Source organism: Citricoccus sp. NPDC079358, from assembly GCF_040702545.1.
Taxonomy (GTDB): Bacteria; Actinomycetota; Actinomycetes; order Actinomycetales; family Micrococcaceae; genus Citricoccus.
Window position 1 is genome coordinate 303,920 of record NZ_JBFBLI010000002.1, and the last position, 23,678, is coordinate 327,597.

General features: G+C 70.0%; 20 protein-coding genes. 9 read left to right on the top strand and 11 right to left on the bottom strand.

What is annotated here, in order from left to right; translation table 11 throughout:
* Positions 1-30: 30 nt before the first annotated feature.
* Entirely contained in the window at positions 31-1,485 is a 1,455-nt protein-coding gene (locus tag AB0333_RS03785; protein ID WP_366217402.1) for an MBL fold metallo-hydrolase, read from the bottom strand.
* A gap of 107 nt (positions 1,486-1,592) precedes the next feature.
* Between AB0333_RS03785 and AB0333_RS03790 the strand changes: the two genes are divergently transcribed.
* Complete coding sequence (locus AB0333_RS03790) at positions 1,593-2,564, top strand: aldo/keto reductase (protein WP_366217403.1); 972 nt, start codon at positions 1,593-1,595, stop codon at positions 2,562-2,564.
* Positions 2,565-2,679: 115 nt separating this feature from the next.
* A complete protein-coding gene (locus tag AB0333_RS03795) occupies positions 2,680-3,243 on the top strand; it encodes a dihydrofolate reductase family protein (protein ID WP_366217404.1) in 564 nt (187 codons plus the stop codon).
* 87 nt (positions 3,244-3,330) lie between these two features.
* On the opposite strand, the gene AB0333_RS03800 is transcribed toward AB0333_RS03795, so the two are convergent.
* The gene (locus tag AB0333_RS03800; protein ID WP_366217405.1) at positions 3,331-3,624 is read right to left on the bottom strand and encodes a cytoplasmic protein; all 294 of its coding nucleotides are present in this window, start codon (positions 3,622-3,624) and stop codon (positions 3,331-3,333) included.
* Between the two features lie 196 nt (positions 3,625-3,820).
* Between AB0333_RS03800 and AB0333_RS03805 the strand changes: the two genes are divergently transcribed.
* The 4 genes from AB0333_RS03805 (at position 3,821) to AB0333_RS03820 (ending at position 7,418) form a co-directional block, all read left to right on the top strand.
* Positions 3,821-4,468 (top strand): TetR family transcriptional regulator, encoded by a 648-nt coding sequence (locus AB0333_RS03805; RefSeq protein WP_366217406.1) that lies wholly within the window; start codon positions 3,821-3,823, stop codon positions 4,466-4,468.
* Positions 4,465-5,451, top strand: coding sequence for an ABC transporter ATP-binding protein (locus tag AB0333_RS03810; RefSeq protein WP_366217407.1), 987 nt, complete (start codon positions 4,465-4,467; stop codon positions 5,449-5,451). The genes AB0333_RS03805 and AB0333_RS03810 overlap by 4 nt, the downstream gene beginning before the upstream one ends.
* Positions 5,448-7,064, top strand: coding sequence for a polyketide antibiotic transporter (locus AB0333_RS03815; protein ID WP_366217408.1), 1,617 nt, complete (start codon positions 5,448-5,450; stop codon positions 7,062-7,064). The genes AB0333_RS03810 and AB0333_RS03815 overlap by 4 nt, the downstream gene beginning before the upstream one ends.
* 93 nt (positions 7,065-7,157) lie before the next feature.
* On the top strand, positions 7,158-7,418 hold the full coding sequence (locus AB0333_RS03820) for a hypothetical protein (protein ID WP_366217409.1): 261 nt from the start codon (positions 7,158-7,160) through the stop codon (positions 7,416-7,418).
* A gap of 13 nt (positions 7,419-7,431) precedes the next feature.
* On the opposite strand, the gene AB0333_RS03825 is transcribed toward AB0333_RS03820, so the two are convergent.
* From AB0333_RS03825 to AB0333_RS03850, 6 genes are all read right to left on the bottom strand, one after another.
* Entirely contained in the window at positions 7,432-9,834 is a 2,403-nt protein-coding gene (locus AB0333_RS03825; RefSeq protein ID WP_366217410.1) for an excinuclease ABC subunit UvrA, read from the bottom strand.
* Between the two features lie 86 nt (positions 9,835-9,920).
* Complete coding sequence (locus tag AB0333_RS03830; RefSeq protein ID WP_366217411.1) at positions 9,921-10,331, bottom strand: VOC family protein; 411 nt, start codon at positions 10,329-10,331, stop codon at positions 9,921-9,923.
* A gap of 4 nt (positions 10,332-10,335) precedes the next feature.
* A complete protein-coding gene (locus AB0333_RS03835; protein WP_366217569.1) occupies positions 10,336-10,845 on the bottom strand; it encodes an AraC family transcriptional regulator in 510 nt (169 codons plus the stop codon).
* A gap of 156 nt (positions 10,846-11,001) precedes the next feature.
* Complete coding sequence (locus tag AB0333_RS03840) at positions 11,002-11,592, bottom strand: hypothetical protein (protein WP_366217412.1); 591 nt, start codon at positions 11,590-11,592, stop codon at positions 11,002-11,004.
* Between the two features lie 41 nt (positions 11,593-11,633).
* Positions 11,634-13,829: an NADPH-dependent 2,4-dienoyl-CoA reductase gene (locus AB0333_RS03845; RefSeq protein ID WP_366217413.1), complete on the bottom strand. Its 2,196-nt coding sequence runs from the start codon at positions 13,827-13,829 to the stop codon at positions 11,634-11,636.
* A gap of 9 nt (positions 13,830-13,838) precedes the next feature.
* Complete coding sequence (locus AB0333_RS03850; RefSeq protein WP_366217414.1) at positions 13,839-16,007, bottom strand: S9 family peptidase; 2,169 nt, start codon at positions 16,005-16,007, stop codon at positions 13,839-13,841.
* Between the two features lie 73 nt (positions 16,008-16,080).
* On the opposite strand from AB0333_RS03850, the gene AB0333_RS03855 reads away from it, so the two are divergent.
* The 3 genes from AB0333_RS03855 (at position 16,081) to AB0333_RS03865 (ending at position 18,420) form a co-directional block, all read left to right on the top strand.
* Complete coding sequence (locus tag AB0333_RS03855) at positions 16,081-16,575, top strand: NfeD family protein (RefSeq protein WP_366217415.1); 495 nt, start codon at positions 16,081-16,083, stop codon at positions 16,573-16,575.
* Positions 16,576-16,659: 84 nt separating this feature from the next.
* Positions 16,660-17,934, top strand: a complete 1,275-nt coding sequence (locus AB0333_RS03860) for an SPFH domain-containing protein (RefSeq protein ID WP_366217416.1) — start codon at positions 16,660-16,662, stop codon at positions 17,932-17,934.
* Positions 17,935-18,075: 141 nt separating this feature from the next.
* On the top strand, positions 18,076-18,420 hold the full coding sequence (locus AB0333_RS03865; protein ID WP_159551056.1) for an RNA polymerase-binding protein RbpA: 345 nt from the start codon (positions 18,076-18,078) through the stop codon (positions 18,418-18,420).
* A 95-nt stretch (positions 18,421-18,515) separates the two neighbouring features.
* Here the strand turns inward: AB0333_RS03865 and AB0333_RS03870 are convergent, their stop codons facing one another.
* The 3 genes from AB0333_RS03870 to AB0333_RS03880 form a co-directional block, all read right to left on the bottom strand.
* A complete protein-coding gene (locus tag AB0333_RS03870; RefSeq protein ID WP_366217417.1) occupies positions 18,516-19,247 on the bottom strand; it encodes a polyprenol monophosphomannose synthase in 732 nt (243 codons plus the stop codon).
* Positions 19,248-19,333: 86 nt separating this feature from the next.
* Positions 19,334-20,479, bottom strand: coding sequence for a hypothetical protein (locus tag AB0333_RS03875; RefSeq protein WP_366217418.1), 1,146 nt, complete (start codon positions 20,477-20,479; stop codon positions 19,334-19,336).
* On the bottom strand, positions 20,476-23,598 hold the full coding sequence (locus AB0333_RS03880) for a DEAD/DEAH box helicase (RefSeq protein WP_366217419.1): 3,123 nt from the start codon (positions 23,596-23,598) through the stop codon (positions 20,476-20,478). Before AB0333_RS03880 ends, AB0333_RS03875 begins: the two co-directional genes overlap by 4 nt.
* Between the last annotated feature and the right edge of the window lie 80 nt (positions 23,599-23,678).

Here is a 23,678-nt window from a genome sequence, read left to right on the forward strand (position 1 = left end):
CTAGGAGTGAAGCGGGCCGGGAGAACAGTCTCAGGCGACGGGCTCTGCGGTGGGTGCGTAGCCGGCGTCGCGCACCGGTGTTCCTGTGGATTCCGGAGACCGGGCGGCCCAGGTCTGCCAGCCGACATAGGACCCCTCCAGCTCGGCGATGGTGAAGCCGGCCCGGCGCAGGGCGGAGGCGGCCACGGAGTTGCGGATGCCGGTCTGGCAATAGGTCACGATGACTCGTTGGCGGGGGAGCTCGTCCTGATTCCAGAGGACCTTGCCGGCGTTGAGTTGCCGGGCACCGGGGATGTGGCCGTCGGCATACTCGCCCTTACTGCGCACATCCAGGAGGACGGGCTGGCCGGCGGAGTGGAGTTCCGCGGGGGAGAGAACCAGGGGAGTGGCGCTCGGTAGCCCCTCGATGTCCCTGACGTAGCCCACCACCCGGTCGATGCCGACGCGGACGAGATGGTCCCACAGCCGCTGAGCCTGCTCACCGTCCCCGGCCAGGAGGACGATCGGGGTGGAGTCCCGTTCGGGGTCATAGGCCCACGCTCCGTGACTGGCTACCTTGTCCGGGTTGGGCAGGGACAGCGCATCCCGGACTGTTCCGCCGTGGACCGCCCCGACCGGGCGGGTGTCCACGAGCACGAGAGATCGGTCGTCCAGGCCGGCAGCGACCGTGGCGATGTCCAGTTCGGCCAGCGCAGCCCTGGGTCCCATGACCGCTGGTCCCTGGCGGTTCTGGTGTTTCATCCGTCCGAAATAGGCGTGGGCGTCCGGTTGGCCATCGAGCAGCTCGCGGATGAATCCGTCCTCGTCCCCGGCCGCCAGGTGCCTGGCCCACCACGAGTACAGCCGCTCATAACCCACGGAGGTGGACGGCAATGCTCCGAGCGCCTTGCCACACGGCGACCCTGCACCGTGCCCCGGAAAGACCTGGAGGTGATCGGGAAGCGTGAGGAAGACGTCCCGGAGGGAGGCGAACAGCTGCCGGGCCCCCTCGAATCGGGTGTCCACGCCACCGGCCGCCTCATCGAGGAGATCGGGGCGACCGAGGTCGCCCGCGAACACGAAATCTCCCGAGAGGAGATACCCCGGCTCGGTGGTCACGGCGCCATCGGTGACGAGGAAGGACAGGTGCTCCGGGGTGTGCCCGGGGGTGTGCAGTGCCTGGAGGGTGATGTTGCCCACGGTGATCGTATCACGCTCACGTAGCCGTTCCGCCCCGAAGCCGTACTGCCAGTCCGGGCCGCCTTCCGCCGAGACCCAGAGCGTCGCGCCAGTCGCGTGGGCGAGTTCGCGGGAGCCGGAGAGATAGTCGGCATGGATGTGTGTCTCCGTCACCGCAGTGATCTCCAGACCGTTCCGGGCCGCGAGGTCCAGGTACTCCTGGACGTCCCGCCGAGGGTCCACCACGATGGCTTCCCCGGTCTTCTGACAGCCGAGCAGATAACTGGCCTGGGACAGGTCGTGGTCGTAGATCCGTTCCAGCAACATGGCGGTGCTCCTTGAAGGCGGTGGTGCTCAGATTAGTGGACAGTGGGGCCGCGGTGGAGGCTTGGTTGCCGCCGTCCCGCCGTTCCTCCAGCCGATAGGGTGATCGGATGACTTCCACCAACACGCTGCAGACCACCGCGATCACTCTCCGGGACACTGAGTACACGACCCTGCCGCTCGTTCTGGGCGGTAACACCTTCGGCTGGACCTCGGATCGGGAAACGTCCTTCGCCGTGCTGGACGCCTTCGTTGAGTCGGGTGGAACCTTGGTCGACACCGCAGACCTGTACGCCGTCTGGGCCGGCGACCATACCGGCGGTGACTCCGAGAAGGTCCTGGGGGAGTGGTTCGCCGCCCGGGGCACGCGGGACACCGTGGTCCTGGCGACGAAGATGGGCGGCCTGGCGCCTCATGACAACCAACAGCATGATTCCGTGGTGGCGGCTTTGGAGGCCTCACTCGATCGACTGCAGACCGACTCCATCGACGTGTACTACTCGCACTATGACGATGAGAACGTCTCGATCGAGGACCAGGCCACCACCTATGACGGCCTGGTCGCCTCCGGCAAGGTTCGTCACATCGCGCTGTCCAACTACTCGCCGGAACGCATGCGCCAGTGGTTCGAGTACACGACCGCGAACGGTCTTGCGGTGCCGGTGGCCCTCCAGCCGCAGTACAACCTGGTCCACCGCCACGACTTCGAATCCTCGTACCAGCCGTTGGCGCGCGAATTCGGTGCTGCCACCTTCCCGTACTTCGCACTGGCTTCCGGGTTCCTCACCGGCAAGTACCGCTCGGCCGCCGACCTCGAGGGCAGATCCCGCCAGAGCATGGTCGAGGGATACGCCACCGAGGAAGGCTTCGCCGTGGTGGATGAACTGGTGCGGGTGGCCGAGTCCCGCGGTGTCGAGCCCGCGACAGTGGCTCTGGCCTGGCAGCTCGCCCAGGGGGTCACCGCCCCGATCGCCTCTGCATCGTCTCCCGAGCAGCTGCCCGCTCTGCTGGCGGCCGGCTCCCTCACGCTGACCGACGCCGAGCTTCAGGGACTGGACGCCGCGTCCCGCCCCTTCGCCTGACGGTGGGGGAGGCCTGGACCGTGAGCCTCCGACCCCGTCACGCCTTGGATGCCCGGAGGTCGTCCGCGCCGTGCTGGTCTGTACGCCGGAGGCCGACTCACGGGACACTGACGCCATGCGAAAACTGACGTGGGGGATGAACGTGAGCCTGGACGGCTACATTGCCGCGCCCGGCGACGGCCTCGACTGGAGCGTGCCGAGCGACGAGCTGTTCCAGTGGTGGTCCGACCGGGTGGGGGCGACGGGTTTAGCGCTGTACGGGCGCAAACTGTGGGAGGCGATGAGTTCCCACTGGCCGACCGCCGACCAGCAGCCCGACGTCACGCCGGCGCAGATCGAGTACGCCCGCCGCTGGCGCCACATGCCGAAGGTGGTGTTTTCCTCGACGACCAGCACGGTCGACTGGAACGCCCGGTTGGTCACCGGTGACGCTGTCGAAGAGATCAGTCGACTCAAGAGTGAGGACGGCGGGCCGATGGACGTCGGTGGCGCCACCCTCGCCGCGGCGGCCATGCGTGCCGGGCTGATCGATGAGTACGCGATCGTCACGCACCCGGTCCTGGTGGGTGGCGGCACGCGGTTCTTCCCGACCCTGGACCACTGGATGAACCTGAGCCTGGTGGAGACCCGGACGTTTCCCGGCGGCGTGCTCCTGACCAGGTACGAGACCAGGCATTGAGGACCCGCCAATCCTCTAGTTGACATAATGTAGATTATCGGCGTTCCCGGCCAGGCCGCGAAGAGGGGTCTTCCGCCTGCTTCCTGCCTACTTCAGCTCCACGAATATCACGTGGGTGTCACTCGACCCCACGTTGTGTCCGACGTGGTCCTGCGCCGGAAGCCACTGCGCCCGATGCGCGTCCAGCGACACCGGGTGGACGGTCCCGCCCACGGTGATCTCCCGCTCGAAGTCACTCAACGTGATCATCACACTGTCACCGTGGTGGTGTTCGTGCGTGATGGCTCCAGGCGTGTCTCGATACTCGAGCACCCTGACCCGCTCGTTCTCGAACACGACGGCGTAGAGGTCGCCATCCGTGACGGTTGGATCCTGTTCCATGACATCTCCGATGTGGATCGACATCTCCGATGTGGATCGCCGGGTGGAAAAAAGGTAGGCCCGGCTGGCCGCGGGCGCAAGGCTTCCAGCGCGATCAGTTCACCGCCCCTGGATCACCCCGCTTGATCACCCCGCTTGACCACCCCGCTTCATCACACCTTGACCGCGGCTTGAACACCCGTTTAGTCTTTTGAACATGCGTTCAAGGGCCGATGACCAGACCACCAAGGCCCGCATCCGCGACGCGGCGATCCTGCGGTTCGCGCAGGATGGGCTGGAGGCCACGGTCCGATCCATCGCCGCGGACGCCGGGGTCAGTGCGGGGCTGATCATGCATCATTTCGGCTCCCGTGCCGGGCTGCGTCAGGCCTGCGACGACCACGTCCAGGCCGTCATCCGGGACAGCAAGTCCGAGCTGATGGCGCCGACCGGTGCGCCATCGGCGATGTTGGCCCACCTGGCGCAGCTCGAGGGCTATGCGCCCCTCGTGGGCTATGTGCTGCGCTGCCTGCAGGCGGGCGGGGTCCTCACCGCCCACCTGGTCGAGGGCATGGTCGCGGACGCCGTCGAGTACCTCGACCAGGGGGTGGCGTCGGGCACCCTCTCCCCCAGCCGCGACGAAGCCGCGCGGGCACGGCTGCTCACCGACTTCGCCCTCGGCTCGCTGCTGCTCAACCTGCCCGCCGGCAAGGACCCGCTCGACCTGGACGCACTACCCGGGTGGTTCGCGGCCTACTCAGAACGGATCCTGCTGCCCACCCTCGAACTCTTCACCGAGCCCCTGCTCACGGACTCCTCACTGTTGGACGCCTACCTGGACTCCGCCGAAAGGACCACGCCATGACCACGCAGCACCCGAGCTCCCACCATCCCGCCCCGGGCACCCTCGCCATCGAGGCCCGGGACCTCGTCAAGACCTTCGGCACCACCCAGGCCCTGGACGGCTTCGACCTCTCCGTCCCCGCCGGGCAGGTCACCGGATTCCTCGGCCCGAACGGTTCCGGCAAGTCCACCGCCATCAGGGTGTTCCTCGGCATGCTCCGGGCCGACTCCGGATCCGCCCGGGTGCTGGGCCGCGATGCCTGGTCCGAGCAGGTGGCCATCCACCGGCGGCTGGCCTACGTCCCCGGGGACACCAGCCTGTGGCCGAACCTGACCGGGGGTGAGGCCATCGACATCCTGGCCCGCCTGGGCGGGACGGGCCGTGGCAGGCATCGCGCGGGCCACCGGGACCGGCGGGACGAGCTGCTGGAGCGCTTCGAACTGGATCCGAGCAAGAAGGCGCGCACCTACTCCAAGGGCAACCGCCAGAAGGTCGCGCTGGTCGCGGCCCTCGCCTCGGACGCGGAGCTGTTCGTCTTCGACGAGCCCACTTCGGGACTGGACCCGCTGATGGAGGCCGTCTTCACGGACGAGGTCCGGGCGCTCCGCAACGCCGGGAGGACCGTGCTGCTCTCCAGCCACATCCTGGCCGAGGTGGAGAAGCTCTGTGACACGGTCACCATCATCCGCGCCGGGCGGGCCGTCGAGAGTGGCACGCTCGCGCAGATGCGCCACCTCACCCGGTCCACCGTCAGCGCCACCCTGGAACCGGGGCCCGACGCCGGCCCGTCCGGTTCCGCTGATCAGTCCGGTTGGGCTGGCCTTCCGGGCGTGCACGACCTCGCCGTCGACGGGCAGCGGCTGCGCTTCGACGTGGACCACCACCACCTGACGGACGTCCTCGGGAGGCTGGCGGAGTCCGGGGTGCAGAACCTGACGATCGCACCGCCGTCCCTCGAGGACCTCTTCCTGCGCCACTACGGCGATCGGGTGGACGCGCCATGAGTCCCTTCACCGGCATCGGGGCCCTGCTCCGACTGAACCTGCGCCTGGACCGGACCCGGATCCTGATCTGGACCCTGGCCGTCGGTCTCGGCGTCTACGGCTCGGTGTACTCGCTGGTCGAGGCCTTCCCCACCCCGGAATCGATCCAGGCCCGGGGCGCGCTGCTGAAGAATCCGGCCACCCTGATGATGACCGGCCCCGCCTTCGCCGCGGATGACTACACCTTCGGCGCCATGGTCGCCAACGAGTTGAGCCTGTACGTGTTCCTCACCGCGGGCATCATGGCCATCCTGCTCTCCGTCCGCCACACCCGCGCCGAGGAGGAATCCGGCCGGCTGGAGATGATCCGGGCCCGGCCGGTGGGCCGCTTCGCACCTTCCGCCGCGGCCGCGTCCACCGTGGCCCTCGCCTGCCTGCTGGTGGGTGCCGCCACCACGGCGGGACTGCTCGCCGTCGGCCACGAAGGTCTCGACGCGGCCAGCTGCCTCGCGCTCGGAACGGGGACGGCCATCACCGGCCTGGTCTTCGCGGCACTGGCCACCGTGGCCGCCCAACTGACTGAGCATGCCCGCAGCGCCACGGGGATGGCCATGGGGGCGCTGGCCGTGGCCTACCTGGTCCGGGGCGTCGGGGACGTCATCCACCCCACCGGATCGTGGTTGTCCTGGTTCTCGCCCTTCGCCTGGGCGCAGCAGACGAGGCTGTTCGTCGACCTGCGGTGGTGGCCGTTGGCGGTGCCCCTCGCGGTGACGCTTGTGGCCTTCGCCCTGGCGGCCGTCCTGGCGCACCGTCGAGACCTCGGCGCCGGACTGCGCCCGGCCTCGGGTGGATCGGCGACGGCGGCCGGTTCCCTCCGCTCCCCCGCCGGCCTGGCGGCGCGGCTCCTACGCGGCTCCGTGATCGCCTGGTCCATCGGCATCTTCTTCTTCGCGGTGGTCATGGGCTCACTGGCCAGCTCCCTGGACGGCATGCTCGAGGAAAACCCGGCCCTGGCCCAGTGGATGGCCCTGGAGGGCACCGACCTCACCGCCGAGTTCGCCGGGGTGATCCTGTCCTTCGTGATGATCGCCCCGTTGATCATCGGCGTCTCGGGCGTCCTGGCCCTCAAGGGGGAGGAATCCGCCGGGCGGTCCGAGCTGTTCGTCGTCTCCGGGCGGGCCCGCGCCGGGCATCTGGCCGGATGGTCGGCCACCGTGGCACTGCAGCTGGTCTTCCTGAACCTCCTCGGCGGGGTGGGCGTCGGCCTGGGCGTCTGGGCCGGCACCAGGCAGGGACGCTGGATCGGCGAGATGACCCTGGCTGCCGCCGCCTACCTGCCCGCCCTGCTGCTGGTGGCCGCACTGGCCATGGCCCTGTTCGGGCTGCTCCCCCGGCTGACGGGGCTGGCCTGGGCGGCCGTCGTGTGGATCGCGCTGGCGCTTTTCCTCGGGGGGCTGCTGCAGCTGCCCGCGTGGGCCCTGGACCTCTCGCCCTTCACCCACGTCCCCGCCCTGCCGGCCGCGGGGCTCTCATCCGCGCAGGCGGCACCCCTGCTAGTGATGACCGGGATCGCCGCGGTGCTGGCCACCGCCGGGATCCTCGGCTACCGGCGCCGGGACATCGTCTCGCGGTAGCACCGGGAACCACCGGCGTCAGCCCTGTTCCCGACCAGTCGCCACGACGCATACTGGAGCACCTCCGTTCGTCATCCAGCGCCAAGGATCATCATGACTTCTGCCACCGCCTTCAACAGGTCGGCCTTCGGCACCTGGATCAACAGCCCGCCCGGACGGGTCTTCCGCATCATGGCGGGTTCCGTGTTCCTGCTGATCGGTCTGCGCCGACGCAGCACGGCGGCAGGAAAGGCCAGCATCATCTGGGGACTGCTTCCCCTGTCCGCCGGTGTCGGTGATCTCTGCTACGTCAGCGCTGCACTCGGCGGTCCGATTCGTGGCGACGAATGTCGCCACAGCGCCCGGATCCGCTGAGATCCGCGGCCGGTCAGCCGCTGACGTACTCCTTCAGGTGCCGGCCGGTCAGGGTCTCCCCCGCGCCGCCCACCCCGGCCACCAGCTCGGCCGGCGTGCCCTCGAAGACGATCCGGCCGCCGTCGTGCCCGGCGCCCGGGCCCAGGTCCACGATCCAGTCCGCATGGGCCATCACCGCTTGGTGGTGCTCGATCACGATCACGGTCTTGCCGGAGTCCACGAGCCGGTCCAGCAGACCCAGCAGGTTCTCGACGTCGGCCAGGTGCAGGCCGGTGGTCGGCTCGTCGAGGATGTAGACCTCGCCCTTCTCCCCCATCTCATTCGCCAGCTTGAGGCGCTGCCGCTCACCGCCCGAGAGCGTGGTGAGCGGCTGGCCCAACTTCACATATCCGAGCCCGACGTCGGCCAGGCGCACCAGGATCTTGTGGGCCGCGGGAAGGCGGGCCTCACCTTCGGCGAAGAAGTCCACGGCCTGGGCCACGGAGAACGCCAGCACCTCGGCGATGTTCTTCTCCCCCAGCGTGTACTCGAGGACGGCGGGCTGGTAGCGCTGGCCGTCGCAATCCTGGCAGGTGGAGGCCATCGTGGACATGAATCCCAGCTCGGTGTAGATCACGCCCGCACCCTTGCAGGTGGGACAGGCACCCTCGGAATTGGCGCTGAACAGGGCCGGCTTGACCCCGTTGGCCTTGGCGAAGGCCTTGCGGATCGGCTCCAGCAGGCCGGTGTAGGTGGCCGGGTTGGAACGGCGGGAGCCCTTGATGGCGGACTGGTCCACCACCACCACGCCGTCACGGCCGGCCACCGAACCGTGGATCAGCGAGCTCTTGCCGGAGCCGGCCACCCCGGTGACGGCCACCAGCACGCCCGTGGGCAGGTCGACGTCGACGCCCTGCAGGTTGTTGGCGACCGCCCCGCGGACCTCGAGGTGACCGGCGGCGGTGCGCACCGACTCCTTGAGGCGGGCACGGTCGTCCAGATGCCGCCCGGTCAGGGTGCCCGAGGCGCGCAACCCGTCCAGGTCGCCCTGAAAGGTGATCTGACCGCCCTCGGTGCCGGCCCGCGGACCGAGGTCCACCACGTGATCGGCGATCCGGATGGTCTCCGGCTTGTGCTCGACGACCAGGACGGTGTTGCCCTTGTCCCGCAGCTCGAGCAGCAGCTGGTTCATCTTCTCGATGTCGTGCGGGTGCAGACCGATCGTGGGCTCGTCGAAGACGTAGGTGACATCGGTCAGCGAGGAACCCAGGTGGCGGATCATCTTGGTGCGCTGGGCCTCGCCCCCGGACAGGGTGCCGGCGGGGCGGTCGAGGCTGAGGTAGCCCAGGCCGATCTCCACGAAGGAGTCCAGGGTATCGGTGAGGTTCCTCAGCAACGGGGCGGCGGCGGGCAGGTCCAAACCCTTGAGCCACGCGGCGAGGTCGGAAATCTGCATCTGACACAGCTCGGCGATGTTCTGGCCGTTGATCCGCACCGAACGCGCCTCCTCGGCCAGCCGGGCGCCCCCGCAGTCCGGACAGGTGGTGAAGGTGACGGCCTGGTCCACGAAGCGGCGGATGTGCGGCTGCATGGCATCCCGGTCCTTGACCAGCATGGACTTCTGGATCTGTGGGATCAGGCCGAGATAGGTCAGGTTGATCCCCTCCACCTTGATCTTGGTGGCCTCGCGGTAGAGCAGGTCGTGCAGCTGCTTCTTCGTATACTTCTTGATCGGTTTGTCCATGTCGAAGTACCCGGAGCCCTCGAAGATCCGGCCGTACCAGCCGTCCATGGAGTAGCCGGGGATGGTCAGGGCCCCCTCGCGGAGTGACTTCTCCTCATCGAACAGGGCGGTGAGATCGAAGTCCGTGACGGAGCCGCGGCCCTCGCAGTGCGGGCACATGCCGCCGAGCACGGTGAAGGAGGCTTTCTCCGCGATGGTCTTGCCGCCGCGCTGCACCGTGATGGCCCCCGAGCCCGAGGCGGAGGGCACGTTGAAGGAGAAGGCGTTGGGCGGGCCGATGTGTGGTTCACCGACCCGGCTGAACAGGACGCGCAGCATGGCGTTGACGTCCGTGGCCGTGCCCAGGGTGGAGCGCGGGTTGGCGCCCATCCGCTCCTGGTCCACGATGATCGCGGTGGTCAGGCCCTCGAGGACATCCACCTCGGGGCGGTCCATGGACGGCATGAACCCCTGCACGAACGCCGAGTAGGTCTCGTTGATGAGACGCTGCGACTCGGCCGCGATGGTGCCGAAGACCAGCGAGCTCTTGCCGGATCCGGACACCCCGGTGAAGACGGTCAGCCGGCGCTTGGGGAGATCGAGGCTGATGTCCTTCAGGTTGTTCTGCCGTGCGCCGACCACCCGGATCGTGTCATGCGCATCGGCCGCGTGGCTCGGTGCTGTTCCAGTGGACTGGCCGGTGGACGTGCTCATGCGGGCTCCGATGCGGGATGTGGGGTGAACGAGGACGATGCGCCGGCATGAGGTGTCCGGCACGGTGGGACTGTGGTGCGCTGGGTTCAGCTGGACTGCTGGACGCGAACCATATTCCCGGATGGATCACGGAAGGCGCAATCACGCAGGCCGTACGGCTGTTCGATGGGCTCCTGGACCACGTCCGCCCCGGCGGCCTGAACCCGCTCGAAGAAACCGTCCAGGTCGTCGGTGGCGAGGTTGATGCCGGCGTAGGTGCCCTTGGCCATCATCTCGGTGACGGCCTGGCGCTCGGTCTCGCTGAGTCCCGGGTCCACCGTCGGTGGGGTCAGCACGATGGCCGTGTCCGGTTGGCCGGCCGGGCCGACGGTGATCCACCGCATGGCGCCCTCGCCCACGTCGAGGCGTACCTCGAATCCGAGCAGGTCCCGGTAGAAGGCCAGGGAGGCCTCCGGATCGGTATGGGGCAGGAAGCTGGAGTGAATGGTGATGGTCATGGGTTCAGCGTAGGACGGGGCCGGAGCCGGGCGCTTCTTCATTCCTGATCGGATTCCCCGCCGGATTCCCCGCCGGATTCCCCGCCGGATTCCCCGCCGGATTCTCCGCCGCATCCCCCGGTGGCTTCCGCAGCGGCCGGGTGGCGTGCCGGACCACGCAGGTGGGCAGCCCGTCCGGGTCGTGGTCCGCCCGGTCACGGTATTCGCTCGGGGGCATGCCGACCAGCTCGGAGAAGCGGGTGCTGAAGGTGCCCAGGGAGGAGCTGCCCACCTCGAAGCAGACCTCCGTGACGCTCAGACCGCCCTGGCGCAGCAGGGACATCGCCCGCTCGATCCGCCAGGTCATCAGGTAGGAGTACGGGGATTCGCCGTAGGCGCGCCTGAACAGTCGGCTCAGATGGCCTGAGGACAGGGCCACGCCGCGGGCCAGGGCCTCCACATCGAGCGGCTCCCGGTACTCCCGGTCGATCCGGTCCCGGACCTGGCGGAGGCGCACCAGGTCCTCCACCGGGATCCGGCGGCCGGCAGAACTCGACGTGCGGGGTGCGGTGGTGGACCCGCGCAGCGGCCCGTCGCTCATCATGCGTCTATCCGGGTGTCGCCCGGCATCTCCCCTTCGACACCCGGATGTTCGGATGACGAATCAGACAGCCCCGTGCCCGGCATCGGCTCAGGCGGGTTCGTCCGTGTTGAGGCTGAAGATGATGCCACCGCCCCCGGGCCAGGTGGCCCACAGCCGGCGGGATTCGGCGAGGTGTTCGGAGCCGGCCGTCTCCGGGTCGGAGACCACTCGGTGGACCTGGACCCGTCCCGGCTGTTCGGCCAGGGGGCCCAGCACGGTCACGCTCACCTCGTCGGCCTCATGGCCGATGTACTGGCCGTCCTCCTCATAGAGATGCACCTCGGCCTGTTGCTGCAGTCCGTCGAGGGCCCGCTGGAAGCAGGCGGTGGCCACCGGGTCCGCCATGGCGTCGTAGACCCAGCGCTGGCCGAGCACCGAATGGTCCACGGTGCCGATCAGATAGGGTTCCGCGCCCTCGAGCGGGGCGCCGCGGTAGGACATGGGCACGTGCAGGACCTGGTCGCTGCCCTCCCGGTGGACCAGGTGGCCCTCGACGCCCACCTCGCCGTCCGGATCGTCATAGCGGTAGGCCCCGACCCTGATCAGCTCGCCCTCACCGGACCACGGTTGCTGGGCCAGCCAGGACTCCAGGAGCTCCTGCTTCGAGGGCACCAGGGTTGCTTGGTAGACGGTAGCCATGCGCCCCAGTGTACGGGGAGGCGGACGGACGCCGCAGGCCGTCAGAGCGCCGCGGCCACCCGCGTCGCCTGCTCGATGGCGCGCTTGGCGTCCAGCTCCGCGGCCACATCGGCACCGCCGAGGAGCACGACGTCGGCCCCGGCGGCCTCCAGCGTGCCGTACAGCTCGCGCTGGGAGACCTGGCCGGCGCACACCACCACGTCGTCCACCTCCAGGACGCGGCGGACGCCGTCGATGTCCAGGTGGAGGCCGTCGTCGTCGATCCTGATGTAGCTCGCGCCGGTGATGAAGTCGACACCGCGGGCCTTCAAGGCCGCGCGGTGGACCCAGCCCGTGGTCTTGCCCAGACCCGCCCCCATCTTGGTGGCCTTGCGCTGGATCAGGTGGACGGCCCGGGCCGGGGCCTCCGGCCGGGCCGGTGCCAGTCCGCCGCGGCCGGAGAATTCCGGGTCCACACCCCACTGACGCTGCCAGGCCTCGAGGGGTGGGGCGCTGGCCAGGGTGCCAGGCTCGGGGCGGTGCGGTTCGGTCAGCAGTTCGGACACGTCGAAGCCGATGCCGCCGGCACCGATCACCGCCACGCGCGGGCCGCACTGCACCCGGCCGTCCACCACGTCCGGGTAAGCATGCACGTTGGGCCGGTCCGCCCCGGGGAGGTCCACGGTGCGGGGCACCACGCCGGTGGCCAGCAGGATGCGGTCGTACCCACCGTCGAGCAGCTCGGTGGCACTGGCCCGATGGGCCAGGTGCACGGTCACTCCGGTCTCCATCAGCTGACGCTCGTAGTAGCGCAGGTTCTCGGCGAACTCCTCCTTGCCGGGGATCTGCCGGGCGAGCCGGAACTGTCCGCCGATGGTGTTCGACGCCTCGAACAGGTCCACGTGATGACCTCGGGCGGCCGCCTGGGTGGCGGCCGCCAATCCGGCCGGACCCGCGCCGACGACCGCCACGTGCAACGCCGAAGCCGCGGCACTGCCGGCAGCCGCCGGCACCGAGTCCGCCTGCCGAGCGCCAGGGCCTGGACGAACGGCCGAGGAGGGGCGGCCCGTGCCCACCGGGGTCAGTGGCAGGAGGGACCGGTCCGGCAGTGGCGGGAACGCGGGATCGGTCTCCCGGCCGGCGCGCGGGTTGACCAGGCAGGACGCGGGCTTGTTCTGGAACGTGTGGTCCAGGCAGGCCTGGTTGCAGCCGATGCAGGAGTTGATTCGGTCCGGTGTCCCGGCATCCGCCTTCAGCACCCAGTCCGGGTCGGCGAGGAACGGCCGGGCCATGGTGACCAGGTCGGCCTGGCCCTCGGCCAGGATCTGCTCCGCAGTGTGGGGCATGTTGATGCGGTTCGAGGCGGCGACGGGAACCGAGACCGCCTCCCGAATGCGGCCCGTGAAGTCCGCGAACGCGGCGCGGGGAACCGACGTGACGATGGTGGGCACGCGCGCCTCATGCCAGCCGATCCCGGTGTTCAGCAGGCTCACGCCAGCCCGCTCGAGGTCCCGCGCCAGGTCCAGGGTCTCCTCCCGGGTCTGGCCGTCCGGGACGAGATCCACCATGGACATCCGGAACGTGATGATGAAGTCCTCGCCGGCGGCGTCGCGGATGCGGCGGACGATCTCCGTGGCGAAGCGGCGGCGCCGTGCTGCCGAGCCACCCCACGCATCGGTGCGGGAGTTGGTCCGGGGTGAGAGGAACTGGTTGATCAGGTAGCCCTCGGAGCCCATGATCTCCACGCCGTCGTACCCGGCCTGGCGGGCATAGCCGGCAGACCGGACGAAGGCCTCGACGGTCCGCTCCACGGCGCGGGCCGAGAGGGCCCTCGGCGAGAACGGGGTGATCGGGGACGGAGAGCTCCCGGGGGCGGCCGAGAAGGGGTGGTAGGCATACCGGCCGGCGTGCAGGATCTGGAGGGCGATCCGCCCGCCCTCGGCGTGCACCGCGTCGGTGATGACCCGATGGATGGTGGCATCCCGCCCCGAGCGCATGGTCCCGGCGAAGGGAGTGAGGCGGCCGGTGAGGTTGGGCGCGTAGCCGCCGGTGATGATCAGTCCCACTCCCCCGCGGGCCCGCTCCGCGTAGAACGCCGCCAGCTTGACCGCGTCCGCACGTCGATCCTCCAGGCCCAGGTGCATGGAACCCATGATGATCCGGTTCGGCAGGGTTCCGCCGAGGACCGTCAGGGGGCGGAACAGGTGCGGGTACGGCGAGGTCGGGCTGGCCGGGGAGGTCTCGGCGGAGAGGGTCATGCGCTCATACTACTCGTCGGTAACTTGTTGGGCGAGGTGCCGGTCCCACCACCGGAGGACGTGTTCGAAGCGCACCCGCCGGTGCCAGGGGGTTCCGGACCGGGACAGCTCGTGGTCCTCCCCCGGGAAGATCAGCAGTTCGGCCTCCACACCTCGGGCCCACAGGGCCTGGTAGTAGCGCTGCGCATGCTCGATCGGGCAGCGCAGGTCCTCCTCCGAGTGGATCACCAGGGTGGGGGTGCGGACCCGGTCCACGTGATGCAGCGGACTCTGCTGACGCAGGTGTTCGGGATCCGAGCCCATGTACTGCTCGCTGAAGAACCAGCCGATGTCGCTGGAACCCAGTGCGGAGACAGGATCCAGGTAGCCGCGTTCCACGATGGCAGCGGTGAACCGGTGGTCATGGGCGGTGATCCACGCGGTCATGTAGCCGCCATAGGAGCCGCCCTGGACGCCGATCCGGCGGTCGTCCAGCTGGCCGCCTCCCCCGGGGCCGAATTCCTCGAGGGCACCGTCCAGGAAGGCGATGATGTCCTGGTGATCGACCGTCCCCAGGCGCCCCTGGATGGCGGCCCCGTGGGCGGCCCCGTACCCGTCGGATCCGCGGGGGTTGCACATCACCACGGCGTATCCGGCGGCCACGAGCACCTGGGTCTCGTCAAACCAGGACCAGGTGTACTGGGCGTACGGCCCGCCGTGGATGGTGAGGATCACCGGATGGGGCCCCGGGCCCTCCGGCAGGAACACCCAGCCGTGGACGGCAGGCTGGTTCGGACGGTGACCACGCGGGCCGCCCGCACCGTCCGGACCGCCGTACTCGCGCTCCATCGCGGCGGCCGGTGGAAGGTCGGCGCGCCAGGAGGCGTTCGGGTCGAAGAGCTCCCGCAGGCCGCTGCCCCGGTGCTGGACGCCCACCGCGCCCGGAGAGGCCGCACTCGTGGATGACACGGCGAGCGTGCCGCCCGCCTCGCAAGCCCCGGTCACCTCACCCTGCTGGTCCACCAGCACCTCGGACCGGCCGTGGTGGGACACCTGCACCAGCACGGTCCTGCCGCGGCTCGCCCCCAACGCCAGCACCTGGTCCTGGCCGGAGGGGCGCAGGGAGCCGGCGAAGCCCAGGGCCGCGGGGTCCGTCAACAGCCGCGGTTGCAGGCCGGCCGCCGGACGGTCCCATCCGATGGTGGCCTCCCGCACGGCACGGTCCGCCGGGAGGGCGTACACGGCACCGTTGGATGCCACGAACTCCAGGCCGGACTCCCCCAGGTCCTGGCCCAGCAGATAGAGCCACTCCCCGTTCCGGGAGACGCACGGAGATCCGAACCCGACGGGCACCTCGATGCCGCCGGCCACGAGGCGCACAGTGCCGGCGTCGGAAGCTGCCGTCGGCCCGGGTCGGTCGGAAGCATCTCGACGCGCCTCCACCACGGCGACGGCGGTGCGCAGGCTCTGGCCGAACCCCGCCTCCGGGGTGGTGGCGAAGAAGACATGACGGCTGTCCGCGGCGTAGACGGGGTCGGAGGCGTCCCGCTCTCCCCCGGTCAGCGGACGTGCGGCCGGCAACGCCGGTGGGCCGGCCGGGTCATCCTGCGGGGCCGCCATCCGGCCCCGGGCCGCGAAGGCCGGTTCGCCCGACGGATCGGGTACCTCGATCTCGAAGAGCCGGGAACGCTGATCCGCCGTGTATCCCTTGCCGTTCAGCCGGTGGTCCGGGCCCGTCACCAGACGCGGGTCCTCCTGCCCTGGCCCGACGCCGGCCACGGTCCCATAGCGGCCCGGTTCCGGTTCTGGAGAGGAGAACGTGATCCAGCGGGAGTCCGGAGACCAGGTGAACCCCGTGACGCCCAGCCGGCGATCGGTGACGATCCGGCCCTCCCCGCCGTCCAGCGGGATCAGGGCCAATTGAGGAGCGGACGGCGCCCCGGAGTCGGAACCGGGCGCCGGAGACCGCAGGAACGCCACGGTAGAACCGTCCGGGGACAGTTGCGCCCCGGCGTCCCGGTAGCCCTGGGTGAGGCGCCGCGGCGGGGCGGAACCGTCCGTGGGCATGACCCACAACTGGCCGGTGTAGCCATCCGTCCTGAAGTCCGGGCGGGACGTGCCGACCACCAGCCGGCCGCCGTCCGGGGTCAGCGTCGGCGCATCCACAGTGGTGAGGAGATCCAGTTGATCAGGTCGCATGTCCATAACCTACGTTGTCCCTGGCCCGTTGAGCAGGCAGGATGGGGGGAGAAGGCTAATCGAGGAGGCCGCAGTGATCGAATGGTTGGGTGACAACCTGTGGGTGCTGTGGCTGAGCCTGGCCGTGGTGTTCGCCGTCGTCGAGACCATGGTGCTGGACCTGGTCTTCCTCATGCTGGCCGCGGGTTCCGCCGCTGCGCTGGCCACCGCCCTCGTGGGCGGCGAGGCCTGGTTGCAGATCGTGATGTTCGCCGGAGTCTCCCTGCTGATGCTCGCGGCCGTCCGGCCCACGGCGTTGAGGCAACTGCGGAAGGGCTCATCGGACCAACTGACGAACGTGGATTCGATGCCCGGCCGCACCGTGGTGGTCCTGGAGGACACCGGGTCCACCGCCGGCCTGGCCAAGATCGACGGCGAGACCTGGACGTCACGCTCGGCCACCGGCGTGACCATCCCCGCCGGCAACGAAGCGGAGATCGACGAGGTGGACGGCGCCACGCTGATCATCCACCCGAAGACCGCCATTGACTGGGATTCCGGCACCGCCGGACTCCCCGAAGGAACCTGACGCCGCGACCGCCGCGGCACACCGTCTGCACCACCAGCAGACTCACAACGTGGTCCGACCAGGGCCGCAGGAGGGAGCATCGGCGTGGAAGTCCTCATCGTGCTCATAGTCGTCGCGGTCCTCGTGGCCATCATCCTGATCCGAGCGGTGCGCATCGTGCCCCAGGCGCGGACCGGCATCGTAGAACGGCTGGGAAAGTACCAGGCCACCAAGGGCGCCGGCCTGACCCTGATGATTCCCTTCATCGACCGGATGCGTCCGCTCATCGACATGCGCGAACAGGTGGTGTCCTTCCCGCCGCAACCGGTGATCACGGAGGACAACCTCGTGGTGTCCATCGACACCGTGGTGTATTTCCAGGTCAACGACGCCAAGGCCGCGACGTACGAGATCAACAACTACATCCATGCCGTGGAGCAGCTGACCACCACCACGTTGCGCAACGTGGTGGGCGGCATGAACCTGGAACAGGCCCTCACCAGCCGTGACTCGATCAACAACCAGCTGCGCGGGGTGCTGGACGAGGCCACCGGCAAATGGGGCCTGCGCGTCTCCCGCGTGGAGCTCAAGGCGATCGACCCGCCCCTGTCCATCCAGGATTCCATGGAGAAGCAGATGCGAGCCGAGCGCGATCGCCGCGCCGCCATCCTGACCGCGGAGGGGACCAAGCAGGCCGAGATTCTCACCGCCGAGGGCCAGCGCCAGTCCGCCATCCTCGAGGCGGAGGGCGACGCCCAGTCCCGCATTCTGCGCGCCAACGCGGAGGCCGAGGCGATCCATGTGGTCTTCGAAGCCATCCACGAGGGCCGTCCGGACCCGGACCTGCTGGCCTACAAGTACCTGGAGACCCTGCCGAAGATCGCCGAGGGCGATGCCAACACGATGTGGGTGATCCCGGCTGAGCTCACCGATGCCCTCGGTCGTCTGGGCGACGCCTTCGGCGGGTCCGGCGCCGCCGGCGGCGCGGCGGGCTCCGCTCAGGTGTCCCGGTCGTCCGCGGCCGGCGCCGTCGATGGTTCGGATGAGTCGGACGACGCGGACCGCCCGGGTGAGGTGACCTCCGGTGCCCGGCGCCGCCGTCGGGAACCCCGTCCGACCACGGCCGCCGAGCTGAACGAGTCGAGCCAGAGCGTGGCCAAGATCGTCGACACCCCGCTGGAGGAGGCGCTGGCACCGCCCGCGATCCTCGAGGACGAGCACTCGGAGACGGCGGAACGTGCGCTCCGGGCGACGTCCGACCCGGCAGGCCTGTCCTCCCGGCCGGCACGGGCCCCGGGCCAGGACACGGGTCAGGACACGAGTCAGGATCCGGAGCAGACACCGGAAGCCGAACCAGGCCAGGGCGGCAACCCGGCCTGACCCTCCGTCCAACGTGGTCGGCGCCCCGGCTGCGGGAACAAAACCCGCCGCCGGAGCGTTGGCCCGGAGAGCACCCCCACACCCACTAGACTGGGTGGTCGACGTTGTACCGCCCCGCCGACGGGGCCGGAAGGAGATCGAATGAGCGACCGTAGCCTGCGCGGCATGCGCCTTGGTGCCCAGTCCATGGAGTCCGAGGCCGGAGTCGAGCCCGCACCGCGTCAGCGGGTCGAGTACCGCTGTGAGGACGGGGAGAAGGTCCTCGTGACCTTCGCCACCGACGCGGACATCCCCCCGACGTGGACCTCCAAGACCGGCAAGGTGGCCTTCCTCGTCAACGGCGACAAGCCGGACGAGTCCGATGCGAAGCCCGTGCGCACCCATTGGGACATGCTGCTCGAGCGCCGCAGCATCGACGAGCTGGAGGACACCCTCAAGGGACAACTGGACAAGTTGCGCGAACGCCGCGGCGAGAAGGTCTCCTGACCCTGCCTCAGCCCGTGTGAACGCCAGAACCCCCGACCATCCGGTCGGGGGTTCTGGCGTTGGTGGTGCGCGTGGACCGCACGTGTCCGGTCCGGTCAGAGGCCGAGTTTGCCCTTCAGGACGTCCCAGCGGGCGGCCAGTCCCCATTGGGTGACGGAGGTGACGGCCTCGGTGATGATGTTGCCGCTCATCTTGGACTCGCCGTATTCGCGCTCCACGAAGGTGATCGGCACCTCGACGATCTTCTTGCCCAGCAGGGCCGTCCGGAAGGTCATGTCGACCTGGAAGCCGTAGCCCTTGGACTGGACCTCGTCCAGGTCGATGGACCGCAGGGTGTCCGCACGGTAGGCCCGGTAGCCGGCGGTGACGTCGGTCAGGTTCAGTCCCAGCATGATCCGCGGATACAGGGACCCGCAGATCGAGATCAGCTTGCGGTGGGCGGGCCAGTTGACCATCTTGCCCCCCGGCACGCGGCGCGAGCCGATGACCAGGTCGGCGCGGTCGATGGCCTCGATCAGGCGGGGCAGCTGTTCGGGCTGGTGGGAGCCGTCCGCGTCCATCTCCACCAGGACGTCGTAGCCCTGGTCCAGGCCCCAGTGGAAGCCGGCGATGTAGGCACCGCCGAGACCGTTCTTCCGGGTGCGGTGCAGCACGTGGATCTGTGGATCGGCCACGGCGGCGCGGTCCGCCCAGTCACCGGTCCCGTCCGGTGAGGCGTCGTCCACCACGAGGACGTCGGATTCCGGCACGGCGACGCGCAGTCGGTCGAGCGTGCGGGGCAGCGATTCGATCTCGTTGTAGGTGGGAATGATCGTCAGCAGGCGCATAGGCGAAGAAATCCTTTGGGTGTGTCCGAGGGCATCGGGGGTCAAGTATAGGCCGGTGGGCGGGGCACAGGTCCGGGTGGCGCCGTTCAGGTCCACGCCGGGGAGCGGTAGACCTCGGTGCCGTCCACCAGGGTGGCCAGGCATTCCGGTGCGGCGGTGCCCTCCTCCAGGACGGGCAGCAGGGGTGTGCCCGCTCGGGTGTCGGTGCTCCACGCGGCGACCCGTCCGTCCGGTGCCTGCACGCTGAGGGCCTCGGCCGCCCAGATGCCGAACGTGGCCGGTGAGGAGGGGGCGATCCGGCCCGCCATCGAAAAGCCCGCACCGATCGACATCGGGAGGGCACGGAGTCCGGCCTTGGTGGCGGCCGTGAACCCGGAGCGGGCGGAGATCCGCTGGTCCGGATCGGCGTGTTCGAGGCTCGCGCGGATGGCCGACCACAGATCGGGGGTATGGGAGCCGCTGCCGAAGGACACCGGCACGGCGTTGGACAGGAGGGAAGCGATCGGGGCGGTCAGGGTGCCGTCGGCAGCCGGGATGGCCGTGAAGGACAGGCTGTTCTCCGCCAAGGTCTGGATGGCGTCCTGCTCCACCGGCCCGTTCCAGGATAGGCGGTGGCGGACCATGCCGAGGGCAGCGGTACCCTGGGCCTCCGCCGTGGACTGGAGGGCGGAGACGATAGCGCCCAGGGCGTCCGGATCCTCGGGCAGCAGGTACACCTGGATGCCGGCGGCGGTCGCCGTGGAGACCAGCCGGGTCACGGACGCGGCGTCCAGTCCCCCGGGACCGACGACGGCCGACAGTCCGGCGACCGCGTCGGCGGACACCAATGCCGCGAGCTCCTCGGCCGTGCCGGACGCCTCATCCGCGTCGATGGCGCGGTAGTGGATGACCTGGGTTCCGCGTGCCTCGGCTGCCGCACCGGCGGCCGAGCCGCCGGTGACGGACAGGAAGACGCCGGCGGAGCCGGCGTGGTCAGCGTGAGTGAGCGGGCCGGCGTCGGGCGCGTGATGGTGGGCGGGGGCCGGGGGCAGGACGAGGGAGTCCACGAAGGCCGGCACCACGAGGGCGCCGTCCAGGTCCACGACCTGCCAGTCGGCGCCGGAGCGGGAGCGCATCGAGGCCGCCGTGTCCTCGGCGCCCACCCAGGCCACGGAACCGGAGTCCACCAGCATGGCGGTGGCATACGGATCGGCGGTGGAGTGGAGGGTCCCGTTGATGTAGAGGGTGCTCATCCCTCCAGACTATCCACACCCGAGTAGGCCACCACGCCGCGACGGACGAGATCCGTAGCACGTCGGCACTGGCCGGAGAGACCGGGGCGGCCGGGCACCTTGGCCAGCTGGTCCAACAGGTCGATCACCTGGCGGGCCCACCGGACGAAGTCGCCCGCCGCGAGGTCGGTGCCCTTCAGCGTGTCCCTCAGGTTCCGGCCGCGGGCCCACCGGTGGATGGGCCACACCAGGCCGGGGTCCGGCTCCGCGGTCGGCTCGAGTTGGGCCCCCCGTTCGGCCAGCTGCAGCTCATACCAATGCTCGGCGGTGCCCTCCAACACGTGCTGGAGGGCGGCGGTGGGCATCTGCGGTATCCCGACGTTCTCGGCCCCCTTGGACTGGAAGACCAGCAGGGCGGCGAGGCCGGCCAGCTCCTCCGGGTCCAGCCCGTCCGCCAGCCCATCCTCCAGCACCAGGGAGGTCAGCAGGTCCCGTTCACCGTAGATGCGCCGCAGCGTCTGGCCGGCGGCGGTGACGCCGGGTGAGTCCTCGGTGCCGGCCACGGCTCCGGGCACGGTCCGGGTGCCGTCCCCGACGGCCACGTAGCCGTAGGTGGTCAGCAGCCCCACGAGCCGGTCGAAGGCCTTGGCGATGGTGTTGGTCCGGCCCTGGATCCGGGAGGACAGCTGGTCGATCTCCCGGCGCAGCTTCCACCAGCGTTCGGCCCAGCGGGCGTGGTCCTCGCGGTCCTTGCAGCCGTGGCAGGGATGCCGTTCGAGCTGGCGCCGCAGGTCGTCGACGCGGCCGGTGCTGCCGTCGTCCTGGAACCTGAACCCGGCCCCGGGACGCCGGCCCGGTGCCGGGCGATGCTCGCGCAGGGCCGTACGCAGGGCGGCGGCGATGTCCTTGCGCTGCGTGGGGGTCTTGACCTGGATATTCTGCGGCAACCGGGCCCCTCCGACCGGGTCCACGGGCTCCGTGACATCGTCCGTGCCGATGCGGCGCAGCTGCGCCTCCTGCGTGATGATGCCCACCCGGGGATTGGCCGGGTTCCCGGCGGGGAACACGACGACGGCGGTGCCCAGCCGGCGCGGACCCGGCACCTCGATGATGTCCCCGGGCAGCAGGTTGGCGAGGGAGTCCTTGACGGCCCGCTGGCGAGCCCGGTTGCGGCCCTTCGACGAGTCCTTCTGCGCCTCCGAGAGCTCCTTGCGCAACCGGGCGTACTCCGTGAAGTCCCCGAGGTGGCAGGTCATGGACTGTTCGTAGCCAGCCAGGGACTGTTCCCGGGTCCGGACCTCCCGGGCCAGTCCGACCACCGACCGGTCCGCCTGGAACTGGGCGAAGGAGGACTCCAGGATCGCCCGGGAGCGCTCGAGGCCGAACTGGGCGATGAGGTTGACGGACATGTTGTACGTGGGCCGGAAGGAGGAGTTCAGCGGATAGGTGCGGCGGGAGGCCAGCCCGGCCACGGCCGCCGGGTCCAGCCCGGGACGCCAGAGGACCACCCCGTGGCCTTCCACGTCGATGCCGCGCCGCCCGGCACGCCCCGTCAACTGGGTGTACTCCCCCGCCGTGATGTTCACGTGCGCCTCGCCGTTGTACTTCTCCAGCTTCTCCAGCACCACGGTCCGGGCGGGCATGTTGACCCCCAGCGCGAGGGTCTCCGTGGCGAAGACGACCTTGACGAGCCCGAGGCCGAAGAGCTTCTCCACCACCTCCTTGAAGGGAGGGAGCATCCCGGCGTGGTGGGCCGCGAACCCCCGGGACAATCCGTCACGCCAGCCCCAGAAGCCCAGGACATCCAGGTCCTCGGCCGGCAGGGACTGGCCGGCCTCGTCCACCATCGCCTGGATCTGCTGCTTCTCCCCGGGGGTCGTCAGATCCAGCCCCACGGCAAGGCACTGCTCCACGGCACCGTCACACCCGGCGCGGGAGAAGATGAACGTGATGCAGGGCAGCAGGCCCTCCCGCTCGAGCACGCGGACCATCCCGGGGCGGGAGATGCGCAGCTGCCCGGGGTGTCGCTGGGCCTCCCCCGGCCGTCCCCCACCGGAGGAGGCCTGCGAGGAACCGGCCGCGCCGCCGTCGTACCGGGAGGTGGCGGTGCGCTCGTCCCGGCCATAGGGGGCGGGGCCGGACCGCCGGCGGTCCCGGGGCTGGCGGCCGCCGCTCTTGCCCCCGCCGTCCCTGCCGCCACCGGACTTGCCGCCGCCGCGACCCCGGGGGCCACCGCGGCCGCCGCGGTAGGTGCTGCGGCCGGGACGCCCCCAGTCGCTGCGCTCCTCGCGGCGCCGCTGGTCCTCGGCCAGGCGTGCCAGCTCGGGGTTGAGGACCAGTCGGCCGCCCGAGGTGTCCTGGGGCTCCGGCGCGGGCTGGGCCTCCGAGGCAGGGTCGTCGCTGACGGGGGCGACCTCGTCGAAGGCCACCTCCGTGGCGAACAGGTCGTACAGCTGGTTTCCGGCCATGACGTACTGCCACAGCGGGACGGGGCGATGCTCGGAGACCACCACCGAGGTGGAGCCGCGCACCGTGTCCAGCCAGGCGCCGAACTCCTCCGCATTGGAGACGGTGGCGGACAGGGAGACGAGTTGCACGTGCTCGGGGAGGTGGATGATCACCTCTTCCCACACGGCCCCGCGGAACCGGTCGGCCAGGTAGTGGACCTCGTCCATGACCACATAGGCCAGGTTCGTCAGCGTGTCGGAATCGGCGTAGAGCATGTTCCGCAGCACCTCGGTGGTCATCACCACCACCTCCGCCTCGGAGTTGATGGCGGTGTCCCCCGTCAGCAGACCCACCCGCTCGGCCCCGTAGGTGGCGACGAGCTCCTGGAACTTCTGGTTGCTCAGGGCCTTGATCGGCGTGGTGTAGAAGGCCTTCTGGCCGTGGGCCAGGGCGAGGTGGATGGCGAACTCGCCGACCACCGTCTTGCCGGCTCCGGTCGGGGCGGCTACCAGGACGCCGTTGCCGGCCTCAAGTTCACGGCAGGCCTCGGCCTGGAACGGGTCCAGCTCGAAGCCGAGGGTGGTGGTGAACCGGCCCAGCTCGGTCCGGGCGTCGGCGACCCGGCGTTTGGCGGCCGCGTAGCGCTCCGCGGGGCTCGGCTGGCCGGTGGTGTTGTCCGCGGAAGGTGCCATGGGGCCAGCCTAGGACATGGCCAGCCCCTGCCGCCGATGGGACCGGCAGAGCCGACGCAGGGCCGACGGATGCCTGACGG

Excerpts from the sequence above, each read along its gene's own strand:
- AB0333_RS03785 (WP_366217402.1), bottom strand. The coding sequence starts at position 1,485 with ATGTTGCTGGAACGGATCTACGACCACGACCTGTCCCAGGCCAGTTAT.
- AB0333_RS03790 (WP_366217403.1), top strand. The coding sequence starts at position 1,593 with ATGACTTCCACCAACACGCTGCAGACCACCGCGATCACTCTCCGGGAC.
- AB0333_RS03795 (WP_366217404.1), top strand. The coding sequence starts at position 2,680 with ATGCGAAAACTGACGTGGGGGATGAACGTGAGCCTGGACGGCTACATT.
- AB0333_RS03800 (WP_366217405.1), bottom strand. The coding sequence starts at position 3,624 with ATGGAACAGGATCCAACCGTCACGGATGGCGACCTCTACGCCGTCGTG.
- AB0333_RS03805 (WP_366217406.1), top strand. The coding sequence starts at position 3,821 with ATGCGTTCAAGGGCCGATGACCAGACCACCAAGGCCCGCATCCGCGAC.
- AB0333_RS03810 (WP_366217407.1), top strand. The coding sequence starts at position 4,465 with ATGACCACGCAGCACCCGAGCTCCCACCATCCCGCCCCGGGCACCCTC.
- AB0333_RS03815 (WP_366217408.1), top strand. The coding sequence starts at position 5,448 with ATGAGTCCCTTCACCGGCATCGGGGCCCTGCTCCGACTGAACCTGCGC.
- AB0333_RS03820 (WP_366217409.1), top strand. The coding sequence starts at position 7,158 with ATGACTTCTGCCACCGCCTTCAACAGGTCGGCCTTCGGCACCTGGATC.
- AB0333_RS03825 (WP_366217410.1), bottom strand. The coding sequence starts at position 9,834 with ATGAGCACGTCCACCGGCCAGTCCACTGGAACAGCACCGAGCCACGCG.
- AB0333_RS03830 (WP_366217411.1), bottom strand. The coding sequence starts at position 10,331 with ATGACCATCACCATTCACTCCAGCTTCCTGCCCCATACCGATCCGGAG.
- AB0333_RS03840 (WP_366217412.1), bottom strand. The coding sequence starts at position 11,592 with ATGGCTACCGTCTACCAAGCAACCCTGGTGCCCTCGAAGCAGGAGCTC.
- AB0333_RS03845 (WP_366217413.1), bottom strand. The coding sequence starts at position 13,829 with ATGACCCTCTCCGCCGAGACCTCCCCGGCCAGCCCGACCTCGCCGTAC.
- AB0333_RS03850 (WP_366217414.1), bottom strand. The coding sequence starts at position 16,007 with ATGCGACCTGATCAACTGGATCTCCTCACCACTGTGGATGCGCCGACG.
- AB0333_RS03865 (WP_159551056.1), top strand. The coding sequence starts at position 18,076 with ATGAGCGACCGTAGCCTGCGCGGCATGCGCCTTGGTGCCCAGTCCATG.
- AB0333_RS03870 (WP_366217417.1), bottom strand. The coding sequence starts at position 19,247 with ATGCGCCTGCTGACGATCATTCCCACCTACAACGAGATCGAATCGCTG.
- AB0333_RS03875 (WP_366217418.1), bottom strand. The coding sequence starts at position 20,479 with ATGAGCACCCTCTACATCAACGGGACCCTCCACTCCACCGCCGATCCG.
- AB0333_RS03880 (WP_366217419.1), bottom strand. The coding sequence starts at position 23,598 with ATGGCACCTTCCGCGGACAACACCACCGGCCAGCCGAGCCCCGCGGAG.